This is a genomic window from Pyruvatibacter sp. HU-CL02332 (assembly GCF_040362765.1).
Taxonomy (GTDB): domain Bacteria; phylum Pseudomonadota; class Alphaproteobacteria; order CGMCC-115125; family CGMCC-115125; genus Pyruvatibacter.
In genome coordinates this window covers 1-11,949 of the sequence record NZ_BAABWK010000002.1, presented here as the reverse complement: position 1 = coordinate 11,949, position 11,949 = coordinate 1, and the positions used below count along the sequence as shown (strand labels likewise).

Sequence of the window (11,949 nt, the reverse complement as noted above, 5' to 3'; positions counted from 1 at the left end):
GCCTTATGCAGTTGCCAGTCCAATCTTGTCTTCAATGTCTCGGGTCACGTCATCAATGGCACTCATGCCATCCACAACCAGAAGTTTGCCCTGCGACTCATAATACGGGATCAGCGGCGCCGTCTGAGCGTGATAGACCTCGAGGCGCTTTTTCAGCGTTTCCTCATTGTCATCCGCGCGGTCACCACCTGTTTCCGCAGCACGGGTCCGAATACGGTCCACAAGGATTGAATCATCAACGCGGATTTCGATCACCGCATTGAGCTTCAGGCCCTTTTCCTCAAGCATCTTGTCCAGTGCTTCGGCCTGGCCTGTCGTGCGCGGAAAACCATCCAGAATAAACCCGTTGGCACAGTCCTTTTCCTCGATACGATCTGAAATGATCTTCACGACCACCTCATCCGGCACCAGGTCGCCGCGTTCCATAATTTCCTTGGCCTGCTTGCCAATTTCCGTACCGGCGGCAACAGCTGCGCGCAGCATGTCGCCAGTGGAAAGCTGTACGAGACCATGAGCGGTTTCGACACGGCCAGCCTGTGTGCCTTTGCCGGCACCCGGTGGTCCAAGGAAAATCAGATTCATCGACGGCCCCCTCGCAACTTCGACTTCTTGACCATGCCTTCATACTGATGGGCCAACAGGTGGCTTTGCACCTGAGACACCGTATCCATGGTCACACTCACCACAATGAGCAGTGACGTACCGCCGAAATAGAACGGCACCGAATACTGGGAGACCAGAATTTCAGGAAGCAGACACACAATGACCAAATACCCGGCCCCCACCACAGTGAGGCGTGTCAGCACATAGTCGATGTACTCAGCGGTCCTTTCGCCAGGGCGAATGCCCGGCACAAAGCCGCCATATTGTTTCAGATTGTCAGCCGTGTCCCCTGGGTTGAACACAAGCGCTGTGTAGAAGAACGCAAAGAACACGATCCCGGCTGCATACATCAGCATGTATAGCGGCTGACCGTGGCCAAGCATCGTGGTGACCGTCGTAAGCCAATCCGGCCCCTGCCCGCCGGAGAACCCGGCAGCCGTCAGCGGCAAGAGCAACAATGACGAGGCGAAAATCGGTGGAATAACACCGGCCGTATTAAGCTTGAGCGGCAAATGAGACGAGTCCCCGCCGAACATGCGGTTGCCCACCTGTCGCTTGGGATACTGCACAATCAGCCGACGCTGCGCGCGCTCCACAAACACGATGAAGGCAATCACAGCAACAGCCATGACCAGGAAGCCGATGATGACCAGTGTGGAAAGTGCACCCTGGCGACCAAGTTCAAGTGTTCCCACAAGGGCTGCCGGTAGCTCGGCCACAATGCCTGCAAAAATGATAAGCGAGATACCATTGCCGACGCCGCGCGCGGTGATCTGCTCACCAAGCCACATCAGGAACATGGTGCCGCCCACAAGCGTAATAACCGTTGAAACGCGGAAGAAGGGTCCTGGATCAATCACCACATTGCCGGCGCTTTCCAGCCCCACAGCAATGCCGTAGCCCTGCAACGTCGCCAGAAGGACTGTGCCGTAACGGGTATACTGGTTGATCTGCTTGCGGCCGCTTTCGCCTTCCTTCTTCAACTGCTCAAGACGCGGCACAACCGCCGTCATGAGCTGCATGATGATGGACGCCGAAATATACGGCATGACGTTTAGGGCAAAGATGGCCATACGGCCAACGGCGCCACCGGCGAACATGTCAAACATGCCCACGATACCGCCCTGCTGCTGTTCAAACAGCTGAGCAAGTGCGACCGGGTCAATACCAGGCAGCGGGATATAGGTTCCCAGCCGGTACACCAAAAGCGCACCCAGCGTGAACCAGATGCGCTTCTTGAGTTCTTCCGCCTTGGCAAAGGCAGAGAAATTGAGGTTAGCCGCAAGTTGTTCGGCAGCCGACGCCATATGCGCTTACTCCTTACAGGCCCCGCGCTATGCGTGGCCTTGGAAACTGAGGCCAGACTTACGCAGAAGCGGTTTCAGCAGCCGGCTTGGGCCGAGCTGATTCAACGATCTTGATCGATCCACCGGCTTTTTCAACAGCTTCAGCGGCACCCTTGGATGCGCTTGTTACTTCGAAAGAGACCTTGGACTTCAAGTCGCCCTTTGCCAGCAGGCGTACATCCACATCCTTGCGGCGCAGAAGACCTGCACCCCGAAGAGCTTCAGCATTGACCGGCTTCGAGCCGTCCAGTGTGCCCTCATCGATGGCGCGCTGCACCCGGCCGATGTTCACGATTGCGTAGACTGTCGGGAACGGGTTGTTAAAGCCCCGCTTCGGCAGACGCATGTGAATGGGCATCTGGCCACCTTCGTAGCCCTTGATAGCCACACCGGAGCGTGACTTCTGGCCCTTTTGGCCGCGACCAGCAGTTACGCCCTTACCGGAACCGTAACCACGGCCCACACGCATGCGCTCCTTGCGGGCGCCTTCGTTATCTTTGAGCTCGTTCAGCTTCATCGTTCAACTGCCTTTTGCCTCAGGCCCACATGCCCAGGCGAGATACCAATGATGGTGGCGTTAAGTCCTAGGACTCGTCCACGATCCGCACCAGATGGTGCACCTTGTTGACCATGCCGCGCACAGCTGGAGTGTCTTCCAGCGTCCGACGACGATGCATCTTGTTGAGGCCAAGACCAATCAGCACTTTCTGCTGACGATCCGGACGACGGATTGGGCTACCAATCTGCTCAACGGTGATTGTTTTCTTAGCTGCCATCAGTCAGTTCCTACTCAGCGTCTTCGAGCGCTTCAGAAGAAGCATCGGAACGGCGGGAAACCACGTCGCTGACCTTGAGGCCACGGCGTGCTGCCACCATACGCGGGCTCTGCTCGCGCGTTAGAGCATCAAACGTTGCCCGAACCATGTTGTAGGGGTTCGACGTACCGATCGACTTCGCCACCAGATCCTGCATGCCCAGCGTTTCAAACACCGCACGCATTGGACCGCCAGCAATGATGCCGGTGCCTGGAGGCGCCGCACGCAGGTACACACGACCCGCGCCATGACGACCAGCCACATCGTGATGCAGCGTACGGCCTTCGCGCAGCGGCACACGGATCATCTGGCGCTTGGCCTGTTCCGTTGCCTTGCGGATAGCTTCCGGCACTTCACGGGCCTTGCCCTTGCCAAAGCCAACCCGGCCCTTCTGATCACCAACCACCACAAGGGCAGCAAAACCGAAACGGCGACCGCCCTTCACCACTTTGGCGACGCGGTTGATATGCACCAGCTTGTCGACGAATTCGCTATCACGATCATCGCGATCGCGCCCACGTCCGCGGTCATTCCGACCGCCTTGTTCCCGTGCCACGTGACTAACCCTCTCGCCTAGAATTCCAAGCCGCCCTCACGGGCAGCGTCGGCCAGCGCTTTCACACGGCCATGATAAATGTACCCGCCACGGTCGAAGACGACGTCCTTGACGCCATTGTCTTTCGCACGCTTGGCCACCAACTCACCCACAGCTTTTGCTGCAGCCACATCGGCGCCCGTCTTCAGGCTACCGCGCAGATCCTTTTCCAGGGTCGATGCAGATGCCAGGGTAACACCCTGAACATCATCGATGACCTGTGCAGAAATGTGCTTCGACGACCGGTAAACCGACAGGCGCGGACGCCCGTTGGCGGTCTTCTTAAGCGAACGGCGCACCCGCATCTTGCGGCGTTCGCGCATCTTCATTGAATTGCTCATCTGCCTGTTCCGTTCACTTACTTCTTCTTGCCTTCCTTGCGGAAGATGTATTCGTCGACATACTTCACGCCCTTGCCCTTGTAAGGCTCTGGCGGACGATAGCTACGGATCTCAGCAGCAACCTGCCCGACCTTTTGCTTGTCGATTCCCGAAATTACAACTTCCGTAGGCTTTGGTGTCTTGATCTCAATGCCTTCGGGCACTGGGTAGATCACATCGTGGCTGAAGCCCAGCGCAAGCTTGAGGCTCTTACCCTGCACTTCTGCACGGTAACCAACACCGTTGATCTCAAGCTCCTTGCTGAAGCCTTCCGCAACACCCTGCACCATGTTCGCAACGAGAGAGCGCGACAGGCCCCACATTGCGCGTGCACGCTGGCTATCATCAACCGGCGCAACGGTAAGACCGTCTTCGCCCTGGCTGACTGTGACTTCTGGAACAAGCGTAAGCTCAAGCTCACCCTTTGATCCCTTCGCCTTCACTGTTCGACCATCGACGGTCACAGTGACGCCACTTGCAATGGCGATAGGCATTTTACCGATACGCGACATATCTATTCGCTCCTAGTCCGCTGGTCTGTCCCTTGGGCCCGATTAAGGGGCCTAGAACACCTGGCAGAGAACCTCACCACCGACATTTTCCTCACGTGCGATGTGGTCAGACATCACACCCTTGGGTGTCGACAGAATGGAAATGCCCAGGCCGTTGTAGACCTGAGGAAGATCAGTCACCGCGGAATAAACACGGCGACCAGGCTTGGACACACGCTTGATCTCGCGGATCACGGGCGTGCCTTCGAAATATTTGAGCTCGATCTCAAATTCCTTGCGGCCATTGTCGAAAGCCACTTCCGCGTAACCGCGAATGTAACCTTCAGACTGCAGCACATCGAGCACACGGCGGCGAAGGTTTGACCCTGGGGTCTGGACCTTTGACTTACCGCGCATCTGGCCATTGCGGATGCGGGTCAGCATATCGCCGAGGGGATCAGAAAAAGACATTTGCTAACTCCCTACCAGCTTGACTTGACCATGCCCGGAACCTGCCCATTGGAGGCAAAATCCCGCAGCGCGATGCGTGACATTTTCAGCTTGCGATAATAACCGCGCGGACGACCGGATACTTCACACCGGTTCCGAACGCGGCTGGGAGATGAATCCCGTGGCAGCGCATTGAGCTTCAACTGAGCCTGGATCCGCTCCTCGATGGGCAGTTCCTGGTTGTGAATGAGCTCACGCAGAGCTGCACGCTTTGATGCGTACTTCTGCACAAGCTGCTGACGCTTCTTGTTCTTTTCGATGGCGCTCTTTTTCGCCATGTAGTCCTCCTAGTCCCGACCGTATCGTTCGCGGCCCAAAGTCTTGATGGGTGCGTTTACGACGTGAAGGGGAAGTTGAGTTCGCGAAGGAGAGCCCTCGCCTCGTCATCAGTGGCAGCCGAAGTACAGACGATGATATCCATCCCCCATACGTGATCGACGTCGTCATAGTTGATCTCTGGGAACACGATGTGTTCCTTCAGGCCCATGGCGTAGTTGCCATTGCCGTCAAAGCTCTTGGGGTTCAGACCCCTAAAGTCACGCACGCGCGGCAGAGCAATGTTCACCAGGCGATCAAGGAACTCATACATACGCTCTTTGCGCAGTGTGACCTTGGCACCGATGTTCATGCCTTCGCGAAGCTTGAACGTGGCTTCAGACTTCTTGGCCTTGGTAATAACAGCCTTTTGACCCGTAAGGGCTTCAAGCGCTTTAACCGCAGAACCAATCTTCTTCGAGTCACCCACAGCGACGCCGGCACCAATGTTCAGGACGATCTTCTCGACCTTGGGTACCTGCATCGGGTTCTTGTACCCGAATTCCTCAATAAGCTTTTCACGAACGACACCTTCGTAGGTCGCGCGGGCGCGCGGTACGTAGTTGTCCGTGGCTTCAGCAGCATCAGCCATCGATTACTTCTCCTGAGCGCTTCGCGACACGAACCTTGCGTCCGTCATCAAGCGTCTTAAAGCCAACCCGCGATGCGCCGCCCTCTTTGGGATCTTCAATCGCGATATTCGAAATGTGGATCGGCGCTTCCTTAGCGATGATCCCGCCTTCGGCCTGCGGCGTCTGACGTGTGTGGCGGCGAACAATGTTCACGCCCTGAACAACAGCACGGTTTTCCTCACGAAGTACCTTTAGCACTTCGCCCGTTTTGCCCTTGTCCTTACCAGTCGTCACAACGACCTTGTCGCCCTTGCGAATTTTCAGTTTCAAAGCCATGGCTCTAAAGCACCTCCGGTGCGAGAGACACGATCTTCATCATGTTCTTGGCACGCAGTTCACGAGTAACCGGGCCAAAGATACGAGTGCCGATCGGCTCACCATTGTTGTTCACGAGCACAGCCGCATTGCTATCAAAGCGGATGGCACTTCCGTCCGGGCGGCGGATTTCCTTGGCAGTGCGTACAATCACTGCCTTCATCACGTCGCCCTTTTTTACGCGACCACGGGGAATGGCTTCCTTGATGCTGACAACAATCGTGTCACCAACACCGGCATATTTGCGCTTGGAGCCACCCAGCACCTTGATGCACTGAACGCGACGGGCACCTGAGTTGTCCGCGACGTCCAAATTCGACTGCATCTGGATCATTATTCAATTCCTTCACGCTGTGTAAGCGCGCTTACGACCAAACTTCAAATTCTCGAAACCAACGAAAAAGGGCTTACGCCTCTTCGCCAGTGTAGATTTCCCAGCGCTTCGTCTTGGAAATCGGAACGCATTCACGAATGCGCACCTTGTCACCCGTCTTGAAAGCGTTCTGCGCATCATGTGCGTGATACCGCTTCGTACGACGAATGGTCTTCTTCATGACAGGGTCGGTAAAACGGCGCTCAACGAGCACTGTGACCGTGTCTTTCATTTTGTCGCTGACCACGACGCCCTGGAGCACGCGCTTTGGCATCTTAGGTTCCTTCTAGTCCTGCTTAGGCAGAAGCGTCGGCTTTGCCGCGCTCGCCCTGAATGGTTTTAATCCGTGCAATCGTGCGGCGGATTACGCGCAAACGCGCCGTATTATCGAGCTGACCCGTGGCACGCTGGAAGCGCATGTTGAATGCTTCCTTGCGCAGCTTCACCACTTCGTCGTCCATCTGGTCGGGCGTCATGTCCCGGACATCTGCAATCTTCATCAGTCCTATCCTCTTCGCGCCGCTCTAGTGTTCGCCAACACGCGTGATCATGCGAACCTTGAGCGGGAGCTTGGCAGCACCAAGTTCCAGCGCTTCTTTCGCCACGTCGTGTGGAACACCATCGATTTCGAACATCACGCGACCCGGCTTGACCCGAGCCACCCAATATTCCGGCGTACCCTTACCTTTACCCATCCGAACTTCAGTCGGCTTCTTTGAAACCGGCACATCCGGGAAGATGCGGATCCACACACGGCCAGCACGCTTCATGTGACGTGTGATGGCACGACGCGCCGCTTCAATCTGACGTGCCGTAACACGCATTGGTTCCTGGGCCTTAAGCCCGTGGGAGCCGAAATTCAAAGCCGTCCCGCCCTTGGCAACGCCATGGATGCGGCCCTTGTGGGCCTTGCGGAATTTTGTGCGCTTTGGCTGCAGCATCTCTCTAAGTCCTCAAACTCTCAAACAACGTCGCGATTAGTCGCGACGGGGCCGACGATCGCCGCCACCGGGACGTCCACCTTCCTGAGCAGACAGGGCACGCTTCTCATGTGCCATTGGGTCGTGCTCAAGGATTTCGCCCTTGAAAATCCAAACCTTGATGCCGGAGGCACCGTAGGCGGTGAACGCCGTAGACGTGGCGTAGTCAATGTCAGCGCGCAGTGTATGAAGGGGCACACGACCTTCGCGGTACCACTCAACACGAGCAATTTCAGCACCACCAAGACGACCGCCGCAGGTGATACGAATGCCTTCGGCACCCATACGCATTGCAGACTGAACCGAGCGCTTCATGGCACGGCGGAATGCAACACGACGCTCAAGCTGCTGGGCAATGGAATCTGCCACCAGCTGCGCATCAATTTCAGGCTTGCGCACTTCAACAATGTTGAGGTGCACTTCGCTGGCGGTCATCGACTGGATCTTGCGACGCAGTGTTTCGATGTCCGCGCCCTTCTTGCCGATGACAACACCCGGACGTGCGGTGTGGATCGTTACCCGGCACTTCTTGTGCGGACGCTCGATAATCACCTTGGAGATGCCGGCCTGCTTCAATTCCTTCATCAGGAATTCACGGATGCGCACATCCTCATGAAGCAGCTCGCCATACTCGCCGCGGTTCGCATACCAGCGGGAGTCCCAGGTACGGTTGACGCCAAGGCGGAGCCCGATTGGATTGACCTTATGTCCCATTACGCAGCTTCCCCTGAAGTCTCGGCACTCTTCTCGCGCACAACAATCGTGATCTGGCTGAATGGCTTTTCAATCCGGCCTACCCGACCACGTGCCCGTGGCTTCCAGCGCTTCATGACAAGGTTCTTGCCTACATAAGCTTCGTGGACGACGAGTTCGTCGACATCCAGATCATGGTTGTTTTCAGCATTGGCAATGGCGCTTTCAAGAACCGCCTTTACCGACTTTGAAATCCGCTTTGGTGAGAAGGTCAGATCGGCAATTGCACGATCAACCTTCAGACCACGGATGGACTGAGCAACCAGGTTCAGCTTGCGCGGGCTCGTACGCAGCATGCGGCCAACCGCACGCGCCTCGTTTTCCGCCAGCTTCCGGGGTTTGGATGGCTTACCCATCGTTACTTCCTCTTCGCCTTCTTGTCAGCCGTATGACCGTAGTACGTCCGTGTCGGAGCGAACTCGCCAAACTTGTGGCCAACCATGTCTTCAGAAATCTGCACCGGCACATGCTTGTTGCCGTTGTAGACACCGAAATTGAGACCAACGAACTGCGGCAGGATCGTAGAGCGACGTGACCAGATCTTGATGATCTCGTTACGGCCCGACTCGCGCACTGCGTCGGCCTTCTTCAACAGATAGCCGTCAACAAACGGCCCTTTCCATACGGAGCGTGTCATTTACTTAAGCCCTACCGCTTCTTCTTGCGCTGGTGACGGCTGCGCACGATGTATTTATCTGTGGACTTGTTAGAGCGTGTCCGGCGACCCTTCGTGGGCTTGCCCCACGGTGTCACTGGATGACGACCACCTGACGTACGACCTTCACCACCACCGTGGGGGTGATCGACCGGGTTCATGGCAACACCACGAACCGTCGGACGACGGCCAAGCCAGCGAGAACGACCCGCTTTACCAAGCTTGATATTTGACTGGTCCGGATTTGAAACCGCACCCACTGTCGCCATGCATTCACCGCGAACAAGACGCTGCTCACCGGAACCAAGACGCAGAATTGCATAACCCTGATCGCGACCAACCAGCTGCACATAAGTACCGGCTGAACGAGCGATCTGACCGCCCTTGCCTTCCTTCATCTCCACATTGTGGACGATGGTGCCGATTGGCATCGCAGAAAGTGGCATCGCATTGCCTGGCTTCACGTCAACGCGGGCACCGGCGATAACAGTGTCGCCTTCTGCCAGACGCTGTGGAGCGAGGATGTAAGACAGCTCACCGTCTTCGTACTTGATCAGCGCAATAAAGGCTGTCCGGTTGGGGTCATACTCAAGACGCTCCACCTTCGCAGGTACATCGAACTTACGACGCTTGAAGTCGATCATCCGATAGGTGCGCTTGTGACCACCACCCGTCCGGTAAGACGTAGTGCGGCCCTTGTTGTTGCGGCCACCAGACTTTGTAAGGCCCTGGGTCAATGTCTTGACCGGCTTGCCTTTCCAAAGACCAGAGCGATCGACGGTCACCAGCTGGCGCTGGCTCGGCGTGATCGGATTGTATTTCTTAAGTGCCATTGTTCCTGCGTCGTCCCTTAAAGGCCTGTAGTCACATCAATGGAGTGACCATCGGCAAGCGTGACGATTGCCTTCTTGATATCCGAACGTTTGCCAAGCGTGCCGCGAAAACGCTTCTGCTTGCCTTTGACCCGCATCGTGTTGACAGCTTTCACCTCAACCTTGAAGAGAGCTTCAACAGCTTCCTTCACCTGCGGCTTCGTAGCTTCAAGCGGAACACGGAAAACCACCTGATTGTTCTCACCAGCAATGGTGGACTTTTCAGTGATCACCGGCGCCTGAAGGACGGTGTAGAGATCTTCGGCCTTCATGCGAACCGTGCCTCCAGTGCTTCGAGCGCTGACTTTGTCAGCACCAATGTGTCACGGCGCAGAACGTCATAAACGTTGATGCCCTGAACAGGCAGCACGTCCGTGTGCGGAATGTTCCGCGCTGCCAGTGCGAAGTTGTCATCAAGTTCCGCACCATCAACGATGAGCGTGCTTGTGATACCCAGCTTGGCAAAAGCGTCTTTCACGACCTTGGTCTTGGGCTCAGGCAGCTTGGCTTCATCAAGAACGATGATCGAGCCGGCCTGTGCCTTGGTCGAAAGTGCATGACGAAGAGCAAGCGCGCGAACCTTCTTGGTCAGGCCGTGTGCGTGATCACGCACAACCGGACCAAAGGCCTTGCCGCCACCACGGAACTGAGGAACCTTCTTGTTACCGTGACGAGCACCACCGGTGCCCTTCTGCTTGTACATCTTCTTGGTCGTACCGGCGATTTCGGAACGGCCTTTTGTCTTGTGCGTACCAGCGCGGCGCTTGGCCAGCTGATAAGTCACCATACGGTGGAGAATGTCGGTACGCGGCTTGAGCGCGAACACGTCATCCGGCAGATCAACGCTGCCCGCCTTCTTGGCGTCGAGTGTCTGGACGTCCAGCTTCATGACTATGCGTCGTCCTTGTTCTCAGCTTCATCCGCCACGACTTCTTCAGCCGGGGTTTCAGCAGCGGTTTCTTCAGCAGGCTTCTCGTCGGACGAACCAGCCGTGCGGAACGCACCAGGCATCGGCACACCTTCAGGAAGCGGCTTCTTGACAGCGTCAGACAGCTGCACCCAGCCGCCCTTAGAGCCAGGAATGGCGCCCTTCACCAGAATGAGGCCGCGCTCTACATCCGTAGAAACGATCTCAAGGTTCTGGGTGGTCACGCGGGTTTGACCCATGTGACCGGCCATCTTCTTCCCCTTGAACACCTTGCCCGGGTCCTGACACTGACCGGTCGAACCGTGGGAACGGTGAGAGATGGATACACCGTGCGTTGCGCGAAGACCGCCGAAGTTATGGCGCTTCATCGCACCGGCAAACCCTTTACCAATCGAGATACCGGAGGCATCCACATACTGGCCAGCAACGAAGTGGTCGGCCTGAAGTTCAGCGCCCACGTCGATGAGGTTGTCCGGTGTCACACGGAACTCGACCAGACGGCGACGGGGTTCCACCGACGTCTTGGCAAAGTGACCGCGCGCAGCACGGGTGAGATTTTTGACCTTGATGGAGCCTGCACCGAGCTGAAGGGCTGTGTAGCCATTCTTCTCTTCCGTGCGGTGTCCAACAACCTGGCAACCATCGAGCTTAAGAACGGTGACGGGAATATGCTTCCCCTCGTCCGTAAAGACCCGCGTCATGCCAACTTTTTGTGCGATCACGCCAGCGCGCATTTTTCGCACTCCTTGCTACTAATAAAACCTAGAGCTTAATTTCGACGTCAACGCCGGCGGCGAGGTCGAGCTTCATAAGCGCGTCCACGGTCTGCGGTGTTGGGTCGACAATGTCGAGAAGACGCTTGTGCGTACGGATCTCGAATTGTTCACGGCTCTTCTTATCGATGTGCGGACCACGAAGCACAGTGAACTTCTCGATCCGGTTCGGCAGCGGGATTGGCCCACGCACCGTTGCACCCGTCCGTTTCGCCGTATTGACGATTTCCAGCGTCGAAGCATCGAGAATACGATGATCGAATGCTTTCAAACGAATGCGAATGTTCTGGTTCTGCATGGAACCTGTTTCCCGTATAGGCGACCCGTTGCCGGGCCATTAGAAAGAACTTGGTAGTCAAAGTCCGACGGGCGCGCCTTCAAGGCACGCCCGTCAGAAACTTGTTACTCGATGATTGCTGCAACGACGCCAGCACCAACGGTGCGGCCGCCTTCACGGATAGCGAAGCGCAGCTTCTCTTCCATGGCAATCGGTACGATCAGCTCAACCAGCATCTCGCAGTTGTCGCCAGGCATAACCATTTCAGTGCCTTCCGGCAGTGACACAACACCCGTCACATCCGTCGTACGGAAGTAGAACTGCGGACGGTAGTTT

General features: G+C 56.5%; 24 protein-coding genes. All 24 read right to left on the bottom strand.

Translation table 11 applies throughout. The annotated features are described in order from the left end of the window. Positions 1-3 precede the first annotated feature (3 nt). The gene (locus tag ABXH05_RS10630; RefSeq protein ID WP_043949266.1) at positions 4-582 is read right to left on the bottom strand and encodes an adenylate kinase; all 579 of its coding nucleotides are present in this window, start codon (positions 580-582) and stop codon (positions 4-6) included. Further along, positions 579-1,910, bottom strand: coding sequence for a preprotein translocase subunit SecY (gene secY, locus ABXH05_RS10625; protein ID WP_348141053.1), 1,332 nt, complete (start codon positions 1,908-1,910; stop codon positions 579-581). Before secY ends, ABXH05_RS10630 begins: the two co-directional genes overlap by 4 nt. Positions 1,911-1,968: 58 nt before the next feature. Then, positions 1,969-2,466, bottom strand: a complete 498-nt coding sequence (gene rplO, locus ABXH05_RS10620; protein WP_348141055.1) for a 50S ribosomal protein L15 — start codon at positions 2,464-2,466, stop codon at positions 1,969-1,971. Between the two features lie 67 nt (positions 2,467-2,533). Then, positions 2,534-2,725 carry a 50S ribosomal protein L30 gene (gene rpmD / locus ABXH05_RS10615; RefSeq protein ID WP_043949269.1) on the bottom strand — a complete coding sequence of 64 codons (192 nt, stop codon included), beginning with the start codon at positions 2,723-2,725 and terminating at the stop codon, positions 2,534-2,536. 10 nt (positions 2,726-2,735) lie between these two features. Next, positions 2,736-3,320, bottom strand: a complete 585-nt coding sequence (gene rpsE, locus ABXH05_RS10610) for a 30S ribosomal protein S5 (protein WP_348141058.1) — start codon at positions 3,318-3,320, stop codon at positions 2,736-2,738. Between the two features lie 17 nt (positions 3,321-3,337). Then, positions 3,338-3,700, bottom strand: a complete 363-nt coding sequence (gene rplR, locus ABXH05_RS10605) for a 50S ribosomal protein L18 (RefSeq protein ID WP_043949271.1) — start codon at positions 3,698-3,700, stop codon at positions 3,338-3,340. 17 nt (positions 3,701-3,717) lie between these two features. Beyond that, the gene (gene rplF / locus ABXH05_RS10600; protein WP_348141060.1) at positions 3,718-4,251 is read right to left on the bottom strand and encodes a 50S ribosomal protein L6; all 534 of its coding nucleotides are present in this window, start codon (positions 4,249-4,251) and stop codon (positions 3,718-3,720) included. A 51-nt stretch (positions 4,252-4,302) separates the two neighbouring features. After that, complete coding sequence (rpsH, locus tag ABXH05_RS10595; protein ID WP_043949273.1) at positions 4,303-4,701, bottom strand: 30S ribosomal protein S8; 399 nt, start codon at positions 4,699-4,701, stop codon at positions 4,303-4,305. Between the two features lie 11 nt (positions 4,702-4,712). Continuing rightward, entirely contained in the window at positions 4,713-5,018 is a 306-nt protein-coding gene (gene rpsN, locus ABXH05_RS10590; protein WP_348141063.1) for a 30S ribosomal protein S14, read from the bottom strand. 56 nt (positions 5,019-5,074) lie between these two features. Then, positions 5,075-5,647 carry a 50S ribosomal protein L5 gene (gene rplE, locus ABXH05_RS10585; protein ID WP_348141065.1) on the bottom strand — a complete coding sequence of 191 codons (573 nt, stop codon included), beginning with the start codon at positions 5,645-5,647 and terminating at the stop codon, positions 5,075-5,077. Next, positions 5,640-5,957, bottom strand: coding sequence for a 50S ribosomal protein L24 (rplX, locus tag ABXH05_RS10580; RefSeq protein ID WP_122381401.1), 318 nt, complete (start codon positions 5,955-5,957; stop codon positions 5,640-5,642). The genes rplE and rplX overlap by 8 nt, the downstream gene beginning before the upstream one ends. 10 nt (positions 5,958-5,967) lie before the next feature. Continuing rightward, positions 5,968-6,336 carry a 50S ribosomal protein L14 gene (gene rplN / locus ABXH05_RS10575; protein ID WP_043949277.1) on the bottom strand — a complete coding sequence of 123 codons (369 nt, stop codon included), beginning with the start codon at positions 6,334-6,336 and terminating at the stop codon, positions 5,968-5,970. A gap of 73 nt (positions 6,337-6,409) precedes the next feature. Then, positions 6,410-6,649 carry a 30S ribosomal protein S17 gene (gene rpsQ / locus ABXH05_RS10570; RefSeq protein ID WP_043949278.1) on the bottom strand — a complete coding sequence of 80 codons (240 nt, stop codon included), beginning with the start codon at positions 6,647-6,649 and terminating at the stop codon, positions 6,410-6,412. A 22-nt stretch (positions 6,650-6,671) separates the two neighbouring features. Beyond that, positions 6,672-6,884: a 50S ribosomal protein L29 gene (gene rpmC / locus ABXH05_RS10565; protein WP_171816002.1), complete on the bottom strand. Its 213-nt coding sequence runs from the start codon at positions 6,882-6,884 to the stop codon at positions 6,672-6,674. Between the two features lie 15 nt (positions 6,885-6,899). Then, positions 6,900-7,316 (bottom strand): 50S ribosomal protein L16, encoded by a 417-nt coding sequence (gene rplP / locus ABXH05_RS10560; protein ID WP_043949280.1) that lies wholly within the window; start codon positions 7,314-7,316, stop codon positions 6,900-6,902. 36 nt (positions 7,317-7,352) lie between these two features. Next, a complete protein-coding gene (gene rpsC, locus ABXH05_RS10555; protein ID WP_353561005.1) occupies positions 7,353-8,069 on the bottom strand; it encodes a 30S ribosomal protein S3 in 717 nt (238 codons plus the stop codon). After that, positions 8,069-8,464 (bottom strand): 50S ribosomal protein L22, encoded by a 396-nt coding sequence (gene rplV / locus ABXH05_RS10550; protein ID WP_043949282.1) that lies wholly within the window; start codon positions 8,462-8,464, stop codon positions 8,069-8,071. The genes rpsC and rplV overlap by 1 nt, the downstream gene beginning before the upstream one ends. Positions 8,465-8,466: 2 nt before the next feature. Further along, positions 8,467-8,745 carry a 30S ribosomal protein S19 gene (rpsS, locus tag ABXH05_RS10545; RefSeq protein WP_043949283.1) on the bottom strand — a complete coding sequence of 93 codons (279 nt, stop codon included), beginning with the start codon at positions 8,743-8,745 and terminating at the stop codon, positions 8,467-8,469. 11 nt (positions 8,746-8,756) lie between these two features. Continuing rightward, a complete protein-coding gene (rplB, locus tag ABXH05_RS10540) occupies positions 8,757-9,596 on the bottom strand; it encodes a 50S ribosomal protein L2 (protein WP_043949284.1) in 840 nt (279 codons plus the stop codon). Between the two features lie 17 nt (positions 9,597-9,613). Then, positions 9,614-9,907 carry a 50S ribosomal protein L23 gene (locus ABXH05_RS10535; RefSeq protein WP_348141071.1) on the bottom strand — a complete coding sequence of 98 codons (294 nt, stop codon included), beginning with the start codon at positions 9,905-9,907 and terminating at the stop codon, positions 9,614-9,616. Then, entirely contained in the window at positions 9,904-10,524 is a 621-nt protein-coding gene (gene rplD / locus ABXH05_RS10530; RefSeq protein WP_348141073.1) for a 50S ribosomal protein L4, read from the bottom strand. The genes ABXH05_RS10535 and rplD overlap by 4 nt, the downstream gene beginning before the upstream one ends. A gap of 2 nt (positions 10,525-10,526) precedes the next feature. Then, positions 10,527-11,297: a 50S ribosomal protein L3 gene (gene rplC / locus ABXH05_RS10525; protein WP_348141075.1), complete on the bottom strand. Its 771-nt coding sequence runs from the start codon at positions 11,295-11,297 to the stop codon at positions 10,527-10,529. Between the two features lie 28 nt (positions 11,298-11,325). Continuing rightward, positions 11,326-11,634: a 30S ribosomal protein S10 gene (rpsJ, locus tag ABXH05_RS10520; RefSeq protein WP_043949288.1), complete on the bottom strand. Its 309-nt coding sequence runs from the start codon at positions 11,632-11,634 to the stop codon at positions 11,326-11,328. A gap of 104 nt (positions 11,635-11,738) precedes the next feature. Next, positions 11,739-11,949 (bottom strand): EF-Tu C-terminal domain-related protein (locus ABXH05_RS10515; RefSeq protein WP_502947733.1); only part of this gene is annotated, 211 nt, incomplete at its 5' end.

Excerpts from the sequence above, each read along its gene's own strand:
- rplN (WP_043949277.1), bottom strand. The coding sequence starts at position 6,336 with ATGATCCAGATGCAGTCGAATTTGGACGTCGCGGACAACTCAGGTGCC.
- rpsQ (WP_043949278.1), bottom strand. The coding sequence starts at position 6,649 with ATGCCAAAGCGCGTGCTCCAGGGCGTCGTGGTCAGCGACAAAATGAAA.
- rplC (WP_348141075.1), bottom strand. The coding sequence starts at position 11,297 with ATGCGCGCTGGCGTGATCGCACAAAAAGTTGGCATGACGCGGGTCTTT.
- rplB (WP_043949284.1), bottom strand. The coding sequence starts at position 9,596 with ATGGCACTTAAGAAATACAATCCGATCACGCCGAGCCAGCGCCAGCTG.
- rpsS (WP_043949283.1), bottom strand. The coding sequence starts at position 8,745 with ATGACACGCTCCGTATGGAAAGGGCCGTTTGTTGACGGCTATCTGTTG.
- ABXH05_RS10630 (WP_043949266.1), bottom strand. The coding sequence starts at position 582 with ATGAATCTGATTTTCCTTGGACCACCGGGTGCCGGCAAAGGCACACAG.
- rplF (WP_348141060.1), bottom strand. The coding sequence starts at position 4,251 with ATGTCGCGTATCGGTAAAATGCCTATCGCCATTGCAAGTGGCGTCACT.
- rplE (WP_348141065.1), bottom strand. The coding sequence starts at position 5,647 with ATGGCTGATGCTGCTGAAGCCACGGACAACTACGTACCGCGCGCCCGC.
- rpsN (WP_348141063.1), bottom strand. The coding sequence starts at position 5,018 with ATGGCGAAAAAGAGCGCCATCGAAAAGAACAAGAAGCGTCAGCAGCTT.
- rplV (WP_043949282.1), bottom strand. The coding sequence starts at position 8,464 with ATGGGTAAGCCATCCAAACCCCGGAAGCTGGCGGAAAACGAGGCGCGT.
- rpsJ (WP_043949288.1), bottom strand. The coding sequence starts at position 11,634 with ATGCAGAACCAGAACATTCGCATTCGTTTGAAAGCATTCGATCATCGT.
- rpsH (WP_043949273.1), bottom strand. The coding sequence starts at position 4,701 with ATGTCTTTTTCTGATCCCCTCGGCGATATGCTGACCCGCATCCGCAAT.
- rpsC (WP_353561005.1), bottom strand. The coding sequence starts at position 8,069 with ATGGGACATAAGGTCAATCCAATCGGGCTCCGCCTTGGCGTCAACCGT.
- rplR (WP_043949271.1), bottom strand. The coding sequence starts at position 3,700 with ATGAGCAATTCAATGAAGATGCGCGAACGCCGCAAGATGCGGGTGCGC.
- rplP (WP_043949280.1), bottom strand. The coding sequence starts at position 7,316 with ATGCTGCAGCCAAAGCGCACAAAATTCCGCAAGGCCCACAAGGGCCGC.
- rplO (WP_348141055.1), bottom strand. The coding sequence starts at position 2,466 with ATGAAGCTGAACGAGCTCAAAGATAACGAAGGCGCCCGCAAGGAGCGC.
- rplD (WP_348141073.1), bottom strand. The coding sequence starts at position 10,524 with ATGAAGCTGGACGTCCAGACACTCGACGCCAAGAAGGCGGGCAGCGTT.
- secY (WP_348141053.1), bottom strand. The coding sequence starts at position 1,910 with ATGGCGTCGGCTGCCGAACAACTTGCGGCTAACCTCAATTTCTCTGCC.
- ABXH05_RS10535 (WP_348141071.1), bottom strand. The coding sequence starts at position 9,907 with ATGAAGGCCGAAGATCTCTACACCGTCCTTCAGGCGCCGGTGATCACT.
- rpmD (WP_043949269.1), bottom strand. The coding sequence starts at position 2,725 with ATGGCAGCTAAGAAAACAATCACCGTTGAGCAGATTGGTAGCCCAATC.